Origin of the sequence: Achromobacter pulmonis (genome assembly GCF_002885955.2) — a bacterium.
Taxonomy (GTDB): domain Bacteria; phylum Pseudomonadota; class Gammaproteobacteria; order Burkholderiales; family Burkholderiaceae_B; genus Achromobacter; species Achromobacter pulmonis_A.
Genome location: NZ_POQS01000020.1, coordinates 1 through 16,330, shown reverse-complemented (window position 1 = coordinate 16,330; position 16,330 = coordinate 1). Strand labels below are relative to the sequence as shown.

Below are 16,330 nucleotides of genomic sequence, written 5' to 3'. Positions count from 1 at the left end.
CTCGCGCTGGAGCGCCACGGGAGCTACGAAGTTGCAGCCGACATGGAAGGCATCGACGACTCCACCCTGCGCCGGCGCATCCGGGTGCTGGAGCAGCGCTTCGGTCGCACTCTGTTCGTGCGCAGCGAGGCCGGCTGGAAAGCCTCGGCCGACCTGCACGCGCTGGTCAGCGCTGCCCAGCACATGGAAGAGGCGGCGCGCAGCTTCTCTCAGAATCACCAGGAAGGCGCGGGCGTGGTGCGCATCAGCCTGATGGACGCGTTCGCCAAGCGCTTTGCGCCAGTATTCGTCGCGCTGGGGGAGAAATTTCCTCGGCTGCTGCTCAACATCACCACCGAGACGCACTTCGTCAATCTGGAGCAAAACCAGGTGGACATCGCCGTGCGGCTAGCACGGCCTGTGCGCAACAGCAATTCCCTGCGCGTACGCAAGATCGGTGCGGTGGCCGTGGGCGCTTACGCCAGCCGCGCGTACCTGGCGCGCCACGACACGAGTGCGTCAAATCCCGCGTTTGTCGACGACCACGACCTTCTGGCCATGAACTTGCAGTTCTTCCACCAGGATCACAACTTCACCTACGCCAACCTGGACTGGGCCAAGTTCGGCCTGACGGGCAAGGTGCGCGTGCAGTCGGACAGCTTCGTGCCCATGGCGCACCTGTGCGCGCTGGGCCACGGCGTGGCGCTGCTGCCCAAGTTCGTTGCCGCTGACTATCCCGAACTGGTGCCGTACCCCGAAAAGCTCTTCTTCGAAACGGAGCTGTGGCTGGTCAGCCGCTTTGACTTGCTGGCAGCTTGGCAGCGCGAATTGGCCGACAGGATGCAGGAAGAAATGGCGACATGGCCTCAATGACCTCGCTCCCTGTCCTGACCACCAGCCCGCGCTTGGCGGCGCTGCCGGTCACTATCGCCAACGTTGGCCTCAGCTTAACCCGGTAATTTCCGTCTAAAACTGATCCACGTAACAACCCTAACCTGCTGATTTTTTCGGCAGGAGCATAGGAGTGATTGACGTGGCAACATTAAGTGTCATCAGACGCTGGGCCCTGCGCGAGCAGTTGTCCATCCGAGAGATCGCCCGGCGCACCGGCCTGTCTCGCAACACCATCAAGAAGTACCTGCGCGCGGGTGTGGCGGAGCCGCACTACCCTCGGCGCATCAGTCCGAGCCAGCTCGATCCCTACGCCGAGAAGCTCTCAGGCTGGCTCAAGAGCGAAGCGGGCAAGTCGCGCAAGCAGCGGCGCACCGTGAAGCAACTCCACGCCGACCTGTCCGCCCTGGGCTACCCAGGCTCATACGGCCGGGTAGCCGCCTTCGCCCGAGTCTGGCAGCAGCAACGTCAGGAAGCGCAGCAGACCACCGGCCGAGGCACCTTCGTGCCGCTGGCCTTCGGTCCTGGCGAAGCGTTCCAATTCGACTGGAGCGAAGACTGGGCCGTCATCGGCGGCGAGCGCACCAAGCTGCAGGTAGCCCACTTCAAGCTCAGCCACAGTCGCGCCTTCACCGTGCGGGCTTATCCGCTGCAAACCCACGAGATGCTGTTCGATGCGCACAACCATGCCTTCGCGGTGTTGGGTGGCATTCCCCGGCGCGGTATCTACGACAACATGCGCACCGCCGTGGACAAGGTGCGCCGGGGCAAGGAGCGCGACGTCAACGCCCGTTTCAGCGCCATGGTCAGCCACTACCTGTTCGAGGCCGAGTTCTGCAATCCGGCCTCGGGCTGGGAGAAAGGGCAGGTGGAGAAGAACGTGCGTGATGCGCGTCACCGGCTGTGGCAACCCGTGCCGGCGTTTCCAACCCTGGCCGAACTCAACGAGTGGCTGGAGAACCGCTGCAAGACCTTGTGGCGCGAGATCGTCCACGGCAAGCTGCCAGGCACGGTGGCCGATGTCTGGGAGCAGGAGCGGCCCACCCTGATGCCGATGCCGCGCCCCTTCGACGGCTTCGTCGAACACACCAAGCGGGTCTCGCCCACCTGCCTGGTGCACTTCGAGCGCAACCGCTACAGCGTGCCGGCCTCCTACGCCAACCGGCCGGTGAGTCTGCGGGTCTACGCCGAGCGGCTGGTGGTCGCCGCCGAAGGTCAGATCTTGTGCGAGCACACGCGCCTCATCGACCGGCGCCACGACGTCGGTGGTCGGACCGTCTACGACTGGCGTCACTACCTGGCGGTGCTGCAGCGCAAGCCCGGTGCCTTGCGCAACGGTGCTCCGTTCGCCGAACTGCCGCCAGCCTTCAAACGGCTGCAGGCCATGTTGCTGCGCCAATCGGGTGGCGACCGGGAGATGGTGGAGATCCTGGCCCTGGTTCTGCACCACGATGAACAGGCCGTGCTGGCCGCCGTGGAGCTGGCCTTGGAAGCTGGCGTGCCGACCAAGACCCATGTGCTGAACGTGCTGCATCGTTTGCTGGAAGGGGAGCCGGCGCCTGCGGCGCCGGTGACGGCACCACAGGCCCTGCGCTTGGTCAACGAACCTCAAGCCAACGTGCTGCGCTACGACCAGTTGCGCCGCCCCGCGGCTGCCCGCACAGCCCAGGAGGTGCGTCATGCGTCATGACCCTGCCAGCGGCGCCATCGTGATCATGCTGCGAGAGCTCAAGATGTATGGCATGGCCCAGGCCGTGGCCGAGCTGACCGCACAAGGGGCACCGGCGTTCGAGGCGGCACAACCCATCCTGGCCCAACTGCTCAAGGCGGAAACCGCCGAGCGCGAGGTGCGCTCCGTGGCCTACCAATTGAAGGTGGCCCGTTTCCCTGTGTACCGGGACTTGGCCGGTTTCGACTTCGCCCACAGCGAAGTCAATGAGGCGCTGGCGCGGCAGTTGCACCGTTGCGAGTTTCTGGAGGAGGCCAACAATGTGGTGTTGGTCGGGGGCCCGGGCACTGGTAAGACCCACCTGGCCACGGCGCTCGGTGTGCAGGCCATCGAGCATCATCACCGGCGAGTCCGGTTCTTCTCCACGGTCGAACTGGTCAATGCGCTGGAGGTCGAGAAGGCGCAGGGCAAGTCGGGACAGATCGCCACCCGGCTCATGTACGCCGATCTGGTGATCCTCGACGAACTGGGTTATCTGCCATTCAGCGCGTCCGGTGGGGCCTTGCTGTTCCACCTGCTGTCCAAGCTTTACGAACGCACCAGCGTCGTGATCACGACCAACCTGAGCTTCAGCGAATGGGCGTCGGTGTTCGGTGATGCGAAGATGACGACGGCGCTGTTGGACCGGCTTACGCACCACTGCCATATCCTGGAAACTGGCAACGACAGCTTCCGATTCAAGAACAGCTCGGCGCTGCCGGCACAATCCAAGAAGGAGAAAACCAAGAACTTATCCACACCGTGAGCCTTCCAGGCTTGCAAAAAGGGTGGATCAAGATTCGATGGAAATGCCGGCTCAGGGTTGCATGGAAATTAACACGTGCGGTTTGAATGTTCGCGTGGGGGATGTTGTGGAGCGTGTGCACGGTGTGACGGCGTCGCGAGGACTCGCGATGCACGAGGGGGTGCGTGCGCCGCTGTACGCAAGCTCCTCCGGCAAACTCGTATTAGCGTTTCTCGATGCGAAGGAGCTGGAGGAATACTTGGCGCGCGTCGAGTTGCGACCGATTGCAAGGCGGTCGGTGAGATCGGTGGGAGAGCTGCATCGGCAGGTGCTGAGTGTGAGGGCGGAGGGGGTGGCGTACTCGCAGGACGAGTTTACGAATGGTGTTGTCGGTTTCTCTGCACCGGTATTCAATGTCCATCTCAAAATGATCGCCTGTCTCGGCCTAGCTGTTCCGACAAGCATCTTCGAGCCCAAGAAGCTAGCGCTGACAAAATTGTTGAAAGCGACGGCGCAAGCGGTGACGGGGCGCATCTCTTCGAGCACCCGCGTTCCTTAGCCTACGTCACCGCGTGTCTCACGCTTGCATGTCGCAACGCAACTTCAGTGACCTTGCCCCCGAAAAACGTATCCCTTGCTGAGTGTTTGAATACAAGCAAGTGACGTCTCCCCCTTATCCGGTCACTTCTAAACTGGAATCGGGCGGCTTCCGGCTTGTTGATCTGACCTCTTTTTGACGAACTCACTCGGGGTCAGGTGGCCGAGAGAGCCATGCGGCCGGTGATGGTTGTAGTCATGCTGCCAAGCCTTCAACTTCTCACGCGCATCCTGCATCGTAATGAACTCGTTGACGTTCAGGAACTCGTCGCGCAAGCGACCGTTGAATGACTCGATCAGCCCATTGTCCGTGGGCTTTCCGGGTCTCGTGTAGTCGAGTTTCACGCCTCTGCGCCATGCCCATTCATCGAGCGCCTTGGAGGTGAACTCCGTGCCGTTGTCCACCGTGATCGCCTTGGGCCATCCACGCTGCAGCGCAGCCTCGTCCAGGACCTTCCCGACGCATCGACCTGTGAGCCGGAAGTCGGCCTCTAGAGACACGCTCTCGCGACTCCACTGATCGATCACCGTGAGCACACGGAATGCCCGGCCATCGAGCATCTGGTCGTGTACAAAGTCCATGCTCCAGTGCTGGTTCGGTCCTGTGGCTGGCGTCGCTCGACCGCGCTGCAGGCTGATGCGCTTGCGGCGTTTGACCTTCATGCGAAGCTGCAAGCCTTCCAGCCGGTACAGGCGATAGACGCGCTTCTTGCCGACCGACCAACCCTCGCGCTTGAGCATCACCAGCACGCGCAAATACCCGAAACGTGGACGATCCATCGCAATCTCCCGAATGCGCAGGCGCAGCGCGCTTTGATCGCGTGCCTCGCTCTTCTGATACCAAACCGACGGGCGCAGCAACGCCAGACGGCACGACCGCCGCACACTCACCTCGTAGCGCTCCTGCATCCAGGCTGCCAGCTCGCGCCGCTTGGCAGCCTTCAGAGCTTTTTTCTAACGACCTCCTGCAGGATCTGCTTGTCCAGCGTCAGGTCAGCCACGATGCGCTTCAAGCGGGCGTTCTCGTCCTCGAGCATCTTGAGCCGCTTGAGCTCGGTGACGCCCAGGTCGCCGAACTTCTTCTTCCACGTGTAGTACGTCGCTTCGGACACGCCGATCTGGCGACACACATCGATGACGGGTGTGCCCGACTCGGCCAGTCGCAGCGCGTAGGCGATCTGCTCTTCCGAAAATCTCGACCTCTTCATTGCTTCTCCTTGCACCCCTTCGGGGCTGCCGGAAAGCAACCGTACCTCTAGTTTTAAAAAGTCCGGAAATCGGGGGGAACGTCACTGGGCCTCCGTTCCGCCCGACTGGGGTCACTCGGGTCTCGCTCCGGAGAGCCTCACAGCCTCCGCCCACTTAACGCGTTCGGCGCGCATAAACGCTCCGAAATCCGATCCTTCCAACAAGCGCACCTCGTGTCCCGAATCCACCAGCGCGCTTAGCACACGCGGGGTTTGCAGTGCGCTCTTGACTGCAGAGCGGAGCTTCGTCTGGGCTTCTGCTGGCGTCGCGCGTGGGGCGACCAGCCCGTACCAAGCCGTCCCACTGATGTCGATTCCCTTCATTTCGAGCAACGTTGGAACGTCTGGTGCGACGGCAAGCCGGCTCGCGGAGGTAACCGCCAATGCCTTCAGTCGCCCCGACCGAAGGTGTGGAAGGACTGAAGCAGTGGTGAAAATTGTCATCGGGGCGTGGCCGCCGAGAACCAGCGTAATCGGGTCCTTGTCGGGCACATGTATCAGCCTGATTCCGGCGCGGGCAGCTAGTAGCTCACCAAGCAGGTGTCCCGTGCTACCGACTGTGGCTGAGGTGTATGCAAGCCCACCAGGGGCCCTGCGGGCCGCAACGACCAGATCCCCCATGGACGTGATGCCTGTAGAGGGGTTTACCGCAATCACGTTGGGCGCTTCGGCCATCAGAGAGATCGGGCTGAAGTCAGCGTCGACGTCGAAGGGGAGTTGGCGATAGAGTGCCGTGTTGATGGCGAAGTTGGGAGTCGAAGCAACAACAAGGGTGTAGCCGTCAGGCTCCGCCTTAGCAGCTACTCCCGTACCCAGATTGCCCGTAGCGCCGGGGCGGTTTTCTACGATCACGGCTTGCCCGAGTGAGGTCGCCATAGCCTCTGCGACGCGGCGCGTTATGAGGTCAGCTGATGCGCCGGCTCCAAACGGGACGATGATTTTGATGGATCGGCTCGGATAGGAGGCCTGCGCCCATGAGGCGCCGTTGGCCATGCAGGCGAAAGAAAGACCTGCGAGCACGGAACGGCGGCGCATTGAGCTGGGTGGATTCAAGACGTTCTCCAAACAACGATCCACCCCCCGATGGCCAGGTCAAATTCCCCCACCCTTGGCCACCCCAAATTCCCCCAGGCAGGACGACCAGATTATGACGACTCGGGTGTGATGGCGATGCGTGCGGCAGCCTCCTTGAGGCGGTAGCTCTTGCCCTCGAACTCCAGCATTGCGCAGCGGTGCATGAGGCGGTCCAGGATGGTGGTGGCCATGGTGGCGTCGCCCAGATATTTGCCCCAGTCCTGCACCACGCGGTTGGATGTGATGACGATGGAGCGGCGCAGCTTGTAGCGCTGGTGCACGATGGCCTGCAGCACCTCGGCTGCGTGCTCGCTGATGCGTCTGGCCAGGAACAGGTCATCGAGGATGATCAGGTCCGGTGAGACCCAGTCCTTGAGCAGCTCGGTGCGCTCTGAGTCGCTGGCCAACGCGTAGCGAGCAAACTCGGTGTCGGCTTCCAGGTAACGCGCGTCGTATCCCTGCAGCGTTGCCTGGTAGGCCACGGCCTTGGCCACATGGCTCTTGCCGGTACCGGGCTTGCCGATGATCAGCGCATTGGCGCCCTCGCCGATGAACTTCAGGGTATGCAACTCGAAGCAGGCGCTGCGCGGCAGCTTCGGGTTGAAACGCCAGTCGAAGTCAGCCAGCGAGGGCCGCTCATCCAGGCCCGAGCGCTTGAAGCGGCGCTCGGTCAGACGCGAGCGCCGGCGGTCCAGTTCGTCTTGCAGCATGGCCCCAAAGGTCTCCAGGAAGGGCTCCTGCGCGGCCTGGGCCTGCATCACGCGGGTGGACAGGGTCTCGGCAATGCCGGACAGACGCAGCTCGCGCAGCGCGCGTTCGATCTCGATCATGTTCATGGCTGAATTCCAGGTGCGTTGTTGGTGTTGTTGGTGGTGGTGTTCGCCGTGGCGGACTCGAGCGTGCTCGTGGCTGTGACGGCCGCAGCGTGCGCGAACAGATCGGCGTACTCATCGGCGTCGCGGATGAGCTCGTGCTGCTGGGTCAGCGTGCGCCCGCCGCCGGCGGGCGCACCGCTGGACTGGGTCTCGATGGCGTTGAGCGCCTGGGCAAAGATGGCCTCGGTCAAAGCCAGCACGCGCTTGTAGCTGTAAATCCCCTGCTCCAGGGCCTGTGCGCAGGCGGTGTCGACGCAGTGCGCTGGGTATCGCCTGGCCAGGCTGACGATGCCCCAGAGCTTGCGCTGGCCCACCCGACCCTCGATGGCAAAGAGCAGCTCACACAGCCGTTTGGCGTGCTCACCGATCTCGCCAGCCTGACGCAGGATCAGACGGGTCTCGCGCGAAGGATTGAATACCCGCTCCTCCATGGGCAGCACCACCGTGCCGGGGCGCTCGGCTTTGGCGTGGGTGCGCAGCAGGGCGCCGGTTTGCAGATCGCGGATCTCGATGCGCTGGGCATAGATGCGCACCAGCACCTTGGAGCCGATGTTCGCCGGGCGAGCGGCGTAGCTGCTGTGATCCACCCGCACGCAGCTGTCGTCGCAGACGGTGCGCACCGCCTCCTCGAAATACTGCATGCCCAGGAGCGGCAGAGGTTTGAGGTGGCTGCGCTCCTCCTCGAACATGGCCTGCACCTGGCGCCGCTCGGTGCCGTGGATGCGCTTGGCTGCCCAGCTCTTCTCCCAGTGCGCCAGGAACTCGTTCTGGGCCTCGATGGACTCAAAGCGCCGGCCCTTCAAGGCCGTGGCCTGGGTGTGGCCAATGGCATGCTCCACCGTGCCCTTGCGGTTGGGGTCTCGCACCCGCGCCGGGTCGGCCACCACGCCATAGTGCGCCAGGGTGGCGGCGTAGACTTTGTTGAGTTCGGGCTCGTACAGGTCGGGCTTGAAGACGCCTTCCTTCAGATTGTCCAGAACCACGTACTGCGGGCAGCCACCGAAGTACCGCAGAGCCTGCTCGTGCAACTCGGCCCAGATTTGCTGGCTGGACTTCCAGACCACGCAGCGGAAACTGGCGCGCGAGTAGCGCAGCGTGGCCACGAACAGGCGGGGCTTGCGGTACCGCTCGCTGCCCGGCACGCGGGTGGGCGCGCCCTCGCCGTAGTCCACCTGCATCTCCTCCCCAGGCAGAAAGGACAGGCGGTCGAACTGCTCGGGCTCCTTGTGGCGCAGCTTTGCACAGAAGCGTTTGACCGAGTTGTACTGACCAGTAAATCCGTGCTGGTCGACCAGGTCCTGGAAGATGGCCATGGCGTTGCGCTTCAGACGCAACTGGGCTTCGATGAACTCGCGCCAGGGTTCGCACAGGGAGGTGGCCACCGGCACAGCAGCCGGTGGCCAGGGTGGGGGAATTTGCTGGGCCGAGCCGGTGGCCACCCCGGGGGAATTTGACTGCAGTTGCTCCAGCCAGCGTTGGTGATAGCTCCTGACCGTCTTGCGGTCGATGCCCGTGATGCGGGCGATCTCGCGTTGCGATGTATTGCGCTCCAGCAGTGTCTCTATGGTGGCGCGTTGGTTGGACTTCAAGACATTCACTCCTTGGCCTTCCCTCGAGGAAGACCGGATCAATGTCCTGCCAACAGGTGCCGACGGCGCCGGCGTTTAACCCCTATCCCCGATCAGTTCAGGTGGGGGAGTTTGAGGTGGCCATAAGTGGGGGAGTTTGGGTGGCCATCAGGGTCCACCCGACTTTAGGCTCTCCGCAATGCGCAGGCCAATACCTTTTCAGGCACGGCGCCATACCGGAGGCCGGCACCCACGGGGACAGTCGTTCCGCCGGAACTACTGAGGTACGCAGGTCTACGTGGCGGACTGAAATCGCTCGACGGCGGCAGCTGGAACGGCAGCGGTCGAATGCATCTCGAGACGTGCAGAGCCCCACAGGTTCGAAGATCGGATGACGCCACTGGCTTCGATCCAAGCGCATCCGACCGGGGCGCGCAGCTGGACTTCACTGCGTCCGGCTGCCTTGAGATTCGGCGCTCAGAGTGGGCTCTCGTGGCGAGAGGGTCGCTCGCCCTCTAAAACAGCGACGCGACCCATGCCCTGCCACGCGTGCAGCCCTTCGGGTCCGACGCTCTAGCAGTCGGCCGGCATTGAAAATCTACATTCAATACCGGCGAATGGGGCGTTGAACATACGCCGCAGAGGTCAAATGTTGGCCTTACGACGGCCTCGACTGTCGTGACCGAGCTCGACCAATCGACTTTGCTCCTCGAACGCGTTGTTATTCAGTGCGTTCAGATTCAAGGCGCGCACCACAGCTAGAAAACCGGAGAGAAGTGGCCTCTGGTCGTTCCTTCGGTAGACGCAGCACAGGCTACTTGTGGGCTCAGGATCAGTGACTTTGAGAAAAGCAACCCGCGGTAGACGGATATTGACTGTGGATATTGGGACTAGTGCGATGCCTACTCCGCCGGATACTAGAGCGAGGCAAGCCATGGGATCTTCCGTTTCCTGAACGATGCGAGGTGTGAACCCCGCCTGATCGCAAAAGAGCATGACCTCATCGGCAAAGCTTGGACGAGACGCCGCAGGGTAGACGATCATGCACTCATCTCGCAGGGCCGACATGGGCACGACGGTGCGGTTGGCCAATGGGTGCGTCGACGGCACCGCAAGTACCACCGGCTCGCTCACCACCACCTCTGATGCGATGTCCGGTTCGTCTCGATAATAGCGGGCAAACCCGATGTCAAGCCACCCATCGCGCAGAGCTCGGATTTGCCAATCCTTCGTCATGTGCGACAGACGAACTGTGACGCGGGGTTGTGCGTCACGATAGGCGCCGATCAGATGAGGGATGGTGCCGAAGATCACGGAGCCGTAATAGGCGACTTCGAGGTGGCCAAAGTCGCCCTTTGCAGCACGACGCGATCTTTCGACCGCGTCACTTGTTATCCGCAGAGCCTTGTTTGCGCCCTCCAAAAAGACCTCTCCTGCCGCGGTGAGTTCGACCCCGGTCGTGGTTCGATCGAATAGCTGAGCACCAACTTGCTCCTCAAGCTGCTTTATTAGGCGCGACAGCGGCGGCTGAGAGATATGAAGTCTCAGCGAGGCGCGACGGAAGCTGCGCTCCTCTGCGACGGTTACGAAATAACGAAGGTGGCGTAGCTCCATACCCAATTGTACCCCAGCGCCGCTGCCGCGATACCTTTCTGGTCATCCCGATGCCAAAGATGGTATTGGATTGAATCGTCCCCGCCCGGTAGATTCTGCATTCGTTCCATCCACCACGACAGGAGACAAGAATATGGCAAACCGGGCAGAGACAGTGATCAGCGAAATCGTCAAGGCGGTTCGCGAAGTTCTGAAGCGCCACGACGTGACGTTTGAAGAGTACCGCGCTGGCGTGGGCTTCCTCATGCAATACGCCAAGGCTCCGGAATACGAAATTCCCTTGGTGTGCGATCTCTGGTTCAACGCAACCATCACCGACAACGAGATGAACCACCGGAAGGGCTCCGTGACCAACGTGGAGGGACCCTATTTCCTGGAGTCCATTCCCACGATCACGGACAGGATCAAGACACGTGGCGATGGCGGCGAGGAGCTGATTATCGAGGGCAAGGTTGTCGATTTGGCGGGCAAGCCGGTCGAAGGTGCCGAGCTGTACATCTGGCACTCCGACCACGAAGGGGAATACAGTGGATTCAACCCTGAGATTTCACCGGACTTCTATCGCGGCAAGAAGATCATCGATTCGACCGGCGCCTTCAGCATCCGTACCGTGGTGCCGGTGCCCTACATGATTCCCCACCAGGGCCCTAGCGGCAAGATGCTGGAGCTGATGGGCCGCCATCCGTGGCGACCCGCGCACGTGCACTTCAAGGTGCGCGCGCCGGGCTTTTTGGAGCACACGACGCAGGCCTACTTCGCGGGCGAGAAGTGGGTCGACAGCGACTGCGTCGAGGCCGTGCGCCCCGCCTTGGTCCACAAGTTGCAGGAGCGCGGGGGCGTGAAGGTCCTCAAGAAGGATTTCGTTCTCGATCCGGCCTGAACGGCCGCGCATCACTGAAGCCCGACGCGCAAGGCTCGCCGGCCTGCCGCGTTGGCAAGAAGCTGTGGAGACGCGATCCATCCCTCGCTGGATCGCCATTTGAGGAACGTAGAGATGGATATCAAGCCCGTGACCTTCCCAACACATGATGGGACCCGTGTGCCTTTGGACGTATACCGTTCCCAAGAGGTTTACGAACTCGAACTACAACGCATCTATCGCGGGCCAACCTGGAGTTTCGTGGCCTTGGAGGCCGAGATCCCGCAGCCCGGAGATTTCAAGTCCACGTTCGTGGGCGACACGCCGGTAGTTGTAACGCGCACAAAAGAGGGAAAGCTCAGCGTCTGGGTCAACCGCTGCGCGCACCGCGGCGCGGCGGTCTGTCGCAAAGTGCTGGAGGATCCAGATCAATCGATTCCACGCGCGTGATTCCGGTCTACAAGTTATCAGCGATGCAGCCGTTTTTTAAGGAGATATCTCAATGTATGTAGCGATTTTTTTTCAAGACTTGCCGGGCACAGTTGCGAAACGCCAAGCGGTCGTGTCCGAGCACCGCAAATACATGGAAGGCCTTGCGGCCAAAGTACTAGCGGCGGGAGCAACTTTTACCGACGACGGGAAATCAGTTCGGGGTGGCAGCTACATCGTTGAGGTGAGCGACTTAGAGGAGGCCCGCCAGTTCGTGGAGAACGATCCGTTCACGCGAGCCGGACTGCGTTCCTTCGTGACCATCCAGCCCTGGATTAAAGCTGTATTTGACGGCAAGTTCAATATTCCAACCGACGACAGTCCGCTCTATGCGAACTCGGTCGCGTAGGCGAGCAGATGATGAAAGATTTCCTCTACCAGGGCATGCCGAGCCGGGTCCGCTTCGGCCGAGGCACTGTTTCCGAGGTCGCTGCCGAGGTCGAACGGCTGGGGTGCAAACGAGTCCTGATCGTGGCAAGCGTTCCAGAGCAAGCTGAGCAAATACGGTCGCTTGTTGGCTCCGCTTGCGTTGGCGTTTTCGCCGGCGCCGTCATGCACACCCCCGTCGAAGTGACCGAGACAGCTCTGGCGCATGTGCACAGGTTAGGGGCGGATGGGGTGGTGGCGTTGGGCGGGGGATCGGCGATCGGGCTTTCCAAGGCCATCGCACTGCATACGGACCTGCCGCAGTTGGTGATACCGACTACCTATGCGGGCTCGGAGATGACCCCCATTCTTGGCCAGAGCGAGCGCGGCGTCAAAACCACGCAGCGCTCGGCCAAAGTGCTACCGGAAACCGTGATCTACGACGTAGATCTCACGTTCTCGCTTCCTCTGACGATGTCCGTTTCAAGTGGCATTAATGCCATGGCTCATGCGGTAGAGGCGCTTTACGCAAGCGACGCAAATCCAATTATCGACACGTTCGCGGAGTTAGGGATCGCCGCGTTGTTTAGAAGCCTGCCGAAGCTTCGTGACGACCTTGCCGATCCAGAGGTTCGGGTCGAGGCACTTTATGGATCGTGGTTGAGTGCCATTTGCCTGGCATCCACCTCCATGGGCCTTCACCACAAACTTTGCCACACGCTCGGAGGAGCACTCAACCTACCCCACGCCGAGACACATGCAGTGGTGCTACCGCATGCGCTCGCTTACAACGCTTCCAAGATCGACAAGGCCATGAGCGTCATGAAGCGGGCCATGGGCGGGGGTGATCCGGCCGGGCGCATTTACGACATAGCAAAAAACAGCGGCGTACCCGTGGGCTTGCGGGAGCTGGGGATGAAGGAGACGGACATCGACGTCGTCACCTCCGCAGTAATGGCCAAGCCCTACCCAAACCCCGTCCCTCTGGACGCCCAAATTATCAGACGCCTGATTGCCAATGCGTGGGGCGGGACGAGGCCAGATCATTCGACATAGCTCAAATCGCTATATCGCCGGAGTACACAATGAACGCGCAAATTATTGAAACCATTGAGAGTATCGAGACTCGCATCATCGACCTGCCTCTCAAGAAGGTACACAACCATTCGAACTCTTCGCATGCGCACCAGTCCCTCCTCTTTATGACGTTGCGTACTTCCAGCGGAGTCGTCGCGTACGGGGAAGGGGGCACTCCCGCGGGAACACCGTTTTGGGGGGGGGAGTCGATCGAAACCATGAAGGAGGTCGTGGATCGATATCTGGCCCCCGCGCTGATAGGCGCGAATCTCTTCGGGCACGAAACTTTACTGCACTTGATGGATCGCGTGGCGTCCGCCAATTTCTTTGCCAAGGCAGCCGTGGACGTTGTCTTGCACGATGCCGTGGGCCGGATCCTGGGTCTGCCCGTCAGTGCGTTTTACGGCGGGCGGGTTCGGGAATCGATGCCGGTCTTGTGGGTGCTTGTTTCGGGCAACGCCAGCGTGGACATTGAAGATGCCGAGCGTCAGATCGAGCGCCGTCGACACCGCACCTTCAAGATAAAGATGGGGCTCAGTGACGCCCGTTCTGAAACGGAGCGGGTAGTCCAAACCGTCAAAGCGATTCATGCGATGGATCCTCGGGCGACCGTCACGGTCGATCTGAACCAGGCGTGGGACTTCCCAACATGTACGCAGTATTTGCCTCGACTGCAGGACGCCGGCGTCGCCATGATCGAGCAGCCTTTGCCCAGGTGGCAGCTGCAGGGCCTTGCAAACCTTTCGATGAGGCTGAACATACCCATTGCGGCGGATGAAAGCCTATGGGACTTCCGCGATGCCTTTACGTGCTTTAAGGCTGGTGCTACGGGGATTTACGGCGTGAAAGTCGGCAAGGGCGGAGGAATCCGGCGGGCGTACAAGGCTGCCGCCATTGCAGAGGCCGCCGGGATTCCCATTTACGGCGGAATGGCGCTCGAAAGCTCGATTGGCACGGCCGCAGCGCTTCAGTTGTTCAGCGCGCTTCCAACGCTCGCCTGGGATTGCGAACTGGTCGGTCCGCTTTTGCTGGCCGACGACTTGGCTACGACCGCTACACAGTACAGGGAATACGAAGTCGTAGTCCCGCAAGGTGTCGGGCTTGGTGTCGAGCCCGACTTGGACAAGATCAACTTTTATTCGCGGAAACAATGAAAAACTTCAACTTCGAAATGAAAACCTCCCACGGTGCGATGGGCGGCTACATCTCGTCCGGCTCACCGGAGAAGCAACAAGGCGTCGTCCTGCTGCCCGAGATCTTCGGGATCAATAACGCCATGAGATTGGCAGCCGACCAGTTCGCTCGTGAAGGTTTTGTAGTGCTGGCCCCGGATATTTTCAGCCAGATCGAGCCCGGCGTCGAATTGACGTACTCCGAGTCGGACCGCGAGATAGCCATCTCCCTTTGGCAACGAATGGATGATCAAGTCGCACTGCACGACGCGAGGGTGGCGGTCGAGGCGCTCGCAAGTGATCCACGCTGCGACGGAAGCGTCAGCGTCCTCGGCTTCTGCTTGGGAGGTAAGTACGCCCTTCAGCTTTCGGCGATCGGCGGCATCGACAGCAGCGTGTCTTTTTATCCAGTCAAGGTGCAGGACTATCAAGCGGATCTCGCGGCCCTGAAGTGCCCAACGCAAGTTCACATTGGGGATTCGGATGCGCATATTCCAGCGGAGGTGCAGGAAATTTTGATGCGAGCCCTATCTATCCCTCCAGGTTTGCATGAGTTCTTTACCTATGAAAAGGCTGGCCACGGGTTCTTCAACTCGGTCCGTTCATTCGGGTTCGCGCCTGAAGCCGCCAAACTGGCACTCTCGCGATCGGTCGAGTTTCTTAGGCGACACCATTCCAATGGGCTCCAGAAGTCGCCGTAGCCTGCGCCTTTTTTGGAGTGGATTGTTGGCCTGGATAGTAACCATCCCCCGGCAAAGCCGGGGGCATTCGGGATGTGAGCCGCTCAAAGCGGCTGTAAGGGGTCGCTAACGCGGCCCCTCATTCTTGGGGCCACCTATCGGTGGCTACTCACCTCCATAGACCGAGTTGGTCCAACCTCTCGTCTTCCTTCTCCTGGTTTCGGATGTACTCCCGTATCACCGCTTCGTCGCGTCCCACCGTCGAGACGAAGTACCCTCGCGCCCAGAAGTGCTGACCCACGAAGTTGCGCTTTCGCTCTCCGTACACCCGCGCAAGGTGGATTGCGCTCTTGCCTTTGATAAAGCCCACCACCTGCGACACCGAGTACTTCGGTGGGATCGACAGCATCATGTGCACGTGATCGGGCATCAGATGCCCCTCTTCAACCCTGCATTCCTTTTGCGCGGCCAACTTTCTGAATACCTCACCCAGGTGTTCGCGTAGCTGCTTGTACAGCGTTCGCCTTCGACACTTGGGGATGAAGACCACGTGATATTTGCAATCCCAGGCCGTGTGACTCAAACTTTCATACTTGTCCATCGTGTTTCTTCCTTTCGTTTGCTTGGCGGCTCACGATTGAAAGTCTCTACGGTGGACAACCTCCTGAAAAGTCAAACTTCTACTGCCTCCCCGGCAGAGCCGGGGGGCCTCCTTTTGGTAGCTAGTCGAGCTTCACGCCAAGCGATTTCACAAGTGGCAACCAACGCGCACGCTCGGCCGCCATGAAGTTGCCAAGGTCTTCGGGTGTCCCTGCCATCGGTTGTTCTCCAATCGAGTGAAATTTCTGCGCTACTTCTGGTTTGAGCAACGCATCATTCACAGCCTTGTTAATTTCCAATACAGCAGAACGCGGCGTCTGCGCCGGCGCCACGATCGCAATCCACGCGCTGGTCTCGCCATTGGCGTATCCCGATTCTTTTAGTGTGGGCACGTCCGGCAAAAGCGGAAACCGTCGGTCATCAAGAATGGCCAAGGGGCGGATTTTTCCAGCTTTGGCTTGATGCATTGAAGACGGCAGCGCGTCGAACATGACGTCAACGTTATCGCCGATCAGGCCCAAGATAGCTGGTGCGCTTCCGCTAAACGGTACGTGCGTGACCTTGTACCCCATCAGAGCCGCCACATACTCGCCGGCAAGATGGGTCACATTGCCGATTCCGGCTGAGGCCATAGACAGTTGCCGGGTCTTCATCACCGACACCAACTCCGCGACGCTGTCGACGCCAAGGCCATTACGGGTGACCAAGAGAAGCGGTGATTTTCCCAACCCAGCTACTGGCGCAAAGGACTTCGCGGGATCATATGGCATCTTGTCATAGATAGCCGCG

General features: G+C 60.9%; 16 protein-coding genes and 1 pseudogene. 10 read left to right on the top strand and 7 right to left on the bottom strand.

All coding sequences use genetic code 11. The features are described 5' to 3' along the window. From C1I89_RS33135 to C1I89_RS33120, 4 genes are all read left to right on the top strand, one after another. Positions 1-852 (top strand): LysR family transcriptional regulator (locus C1I89_RS33135; protein WP_146196977.1); only part of this gene is annotated, 852 nt, incomplete at its 5' end. Positions 853-1,003: 151 nt separating this feature from the next. After that, positions 1,004-2,560: an IS21-like element IS1600 family transposase gene (gene istA, locus C1I89_RS33130; protein WP_011255179.1), complete on the top strand. Its 1,557-nt coding sequence runs from the start codon at positions 1,004-1,006 to the stop codon at positions 2,558-2,560. Further along, positions 2,550-3,344 (top strand): IS21-like element IS1600 family helper ATPase IstB, encoded by a 795-nt coding sequence (istB, locus tag C1I89_RS33125; RefSeq protein WP_011255145.1) that lies wholly within the window; start codon positions 2,550-2,552, stop codon positions 3,342-3,344. Before istA (C1I89_RS33130) ends, istB (C1I89_RS33125) begins: the two co-directional genes overlap by 11 nt. 37 nt (positions 3,345-3,381) lie before the next feature. Beyond that, positions 3,382-3,882 (top strand): IclR family transcriptional regulator domain-containing protein, encoded by a 501-nt coding sequence (locus C1I89_RS33120; RefSeq protein ID WP_060710272.1) that lies wholly within the window; start codon positions 3,382-3,384, stop codon positions 3,880-3,882. A gap of 128 nt (positions 3,883-4,010) precedes the next feature. Here C1I89_RS33120 and C1I89_RS33115 read toward each other — a convergent pair. The 5 genes from C1I89_RS33115 to C1I89_RS33095 form a co-directional block, all read right to left on the bottom strand. After that, positions 4,011-5,128 (bottom strand): IS3 family transposase gene (locus tag C1I89_RS33115; RefSeq protein WP_419186584.1). Its coding sequence is split into 2 segments (ribosomal slippage): positions 4,011-4,876 and positions 4,876-5,128, totalling 1,119 coding nucleotides; the frame shifts between segments, so codons are not numbered across the junction. A 111-nt stretch (positions 5,129-5,239) separates the two neighbouring features. After that, a complete protein-coding gene (locus C1I89_RS33110) occupies positions 5,240-6,220 on the bottom strand; it encodes a Bug family tripartite tricarboxylate transporter substrate binding protein (protein WP_015060617.1) in 981 nt (326 codons plus the stop codon). A 92-nt stretch (positions 6,221-6,312) separates the two neighbouring features. Beyond that, positions 6,313-7,077: an IS21-like element helper ATPase IstB gene (istB, locus tag C1I89_RS33105; RefSeq protein ID WP_060983853.1), complete on the bottom strand. Its 765-nt coding sequence runs from the start codon at positions 7,075-7,077 to the stop codon at positions 6,313-6,315. Further along, on the bottom strand, positions 7,074-8,714 hold the full coding sequence (gene istA / locus C1I89_RS33100; RefSeq protein WP_060983852.1) for an IS21 family transposase: 1,641 nt from the start codon (positions 8,712-8,714) through the stop codon (positions 7,074-7,076). Before istA (C1I89_RS33100) ends, istB (C1I89_RS33105) begins: the two co-directional genes overlap by 4 nt. A gap of 615 nt (positions 8,715-9,329) precedes the next feature. Continuing rightward, the gene (locus tag C1I89_RS33095) at positions 9,330-10,298 is read right to left on the bottom strand and encodes a LysR family transcriptional regulator (RefSeq protein ID WP_102776361.1); all 969 of its coding nucleotides are present in this window, start codon (positions 10,296-10,298) and stop codon (positions 9,330-9,332) included. Positions 10,299-10,431: 133 nt separating this feature from the next. On the opposite strand from C1I89_RS33095, the gene C1I89_RS33090 reads away from it, so the two are divergent. The 6 genes and pseudogenes from C1I89_RS33090 to C1I89_RS33065 all read left to right on the top strand — a co-directional run bounded on the left by C1I89_RS33090 (position 10,432) and on the right by C1I89_RS33065 (position 14,962). Beyond that, the gene (locus C1I89_RS33090; protein WP_102776360.1) at positions 10,432-11,178 is read left to right on the top strand and encodes a dioxygenase family protein; all 747 of its coding nucleotides are present in this window, start codon (positions 10,432-10,434) and stop codon (positions 11,176-11,178) included. A 114-nt stretch (positions 11,179-11,292) separates the two neighbouring features. Continuing rightward, positions 11,293-11,568 (top strand): annotated as a pseudogene (locus C1I89_RS33085) (Rieske 2Fe-2S domain-containing protein); the annotation flags it as partial. A 91-nt stretch (positions 11,569-11,659) separates the two neighbouring features. Beyond that, positions 11,660-11,995 (top strand): YciI family protein, encoded by a 336-nt coding sequence (locus tag C1I89_RS33080; protein ID WP_102776359.1) that lies wholly within the window; start codon positions 11,660-11,662, stop codon positions 11,993-11,995. 8 nt (positions 11,996-12,003) lie between these two features. After that, complete coding sequence (locus C1I89_RS33075; protein WP_053281483.1) at positions 12,004-13,068, top strand: maleylacetate reductase; 1,065 nt, start codon at positions 12,004-12,006, stop codon at positions 13,066-13,068. Between the two features lie 29 nt (positions 13,069-13,097). Then, positions 13,098-14,243 carry a muconate/chloromuconate family cycloisomerase gene (locus tag C1I89_RS33070; protein ID WP_014386242.1) on the top strand — a complete coding sequence of 382 codons (1,146 nt, stop codon included), beginning with the start codon at positions 13,098-13,100 and terminating at the stop codon, positions 14,241-14,243. After that, positions 14,240-14,962, top strand: a complete 723-nt coding sequence (locus tag C1I89_RS33065; protein WP_102776358.1) for a dienelactone hydrolase family protein — start codon at positions 14,240-14,242, stop codon at positions 14,960-14,962. The genes C1I89_RS33070 and C1I89_RS33065 overlap by 4 nt, the downstream gene beginning before the upstream one ends. Before the next feature lie 148 nt (positions 14,963-15,110). On the opposite strand, the gene tnpA is transcribed toward C1I89_RS33065, so the two are convergent. Together tnpA and C1I89_RS33055 are read right to left on the bottom strand one after the other, a co-directional pair. Then, complete coding sequence (gene tnpA, locus C1I89_RS33060; RefSeq protein ID WP_026437438.1) at positions 15,111-15,542, bottom strand: IS200/IS605 family transposase; 432 nt, start codon at positions 15,540-15,542, stop codon at positions 15,111-15,113. A gap of 121 nt (positions 15,543-15,663) precedes the next feature. Then, positions 15,664-16,330 (bottom strand): Bug family tripartite tricarboxylate transporter substrate binding protein (locus C1I89_RS33055; RefSeq protein ID WP_102776357.1); only part of this gene is annotated, 667 nt, incomplete at its 5' end.

Bases quoted from the DNA above. Each gene is read 5' to 3' on its own strand.
- istB (WP_011255145.1), top strand. From the start codon at position 2,550: ATGCGTCATGACCCTGCCAGCGGCGCCATCGTGATCATGCTGCGAGAG.
- C1I89_RS33120 (WP_060710272.1), top strand. From the start codon at position 3,382: ATGGAAATGCCGGCTCAGGGTTGCATGGAAATTAACACGTGCGGTTTG.
- istB (WP_060983853.1), bottom strand. From the start codon at position 7,077: ATGAACATGATCGAGATCGAACGCGCGCTGCGCGAGCTGCGTCTGTCC.
- C1I89_RS33095 (WP_102776361.1), bottom strand. From the start codon at position 10,298: ATGGAGCTACGCCACCTTCGTTATTTCGTAACCGTCGCAGAGGAGCGC.
- C1I89_RS33090 (WP_102776360.1), top strand. From the start codon at position 10,432: ATGGCAAACCGGGCAGAGACAGTGATCAGCGAAATCGTCAAGGCGGTT.
- C1I89_RS33080 (WP_102776359.1), top strand. From the start codon at position 11,660: ATGTATGTAGCGATTTTTTTTCAAGACTTGCCGGGCACAGTTGCGAAA.
- C1I89_RS33075 (WP_053281483.1), top strand. From the start codon at position 12,004: ATGATGAAAGATTTCCTCTACCAGGGCATGCCGAGCCGGGTCCGCTTC.
- C1I89_RS33070 (WP_014386242.1), top strand. From the start codon at position 13,098: ATGAACGCGCAAATTATTGAAACCATTGAGAGTATCGAGACTCGCATC.
- C1I89_RS33065 (WP_102776358.1), top strand. From the start codon at position 14,240: ATGAAAAACTTCAACTTCGAAATGAAAACCTCCCACGGTGCGATGGGC.
- tnpA (WP_026437438.1), bottom strand. From the start codon at position 15,542: ATGGACAAGTATGAAAGTTTGAGTCACACGGCCTGGGATTGCAAATAT.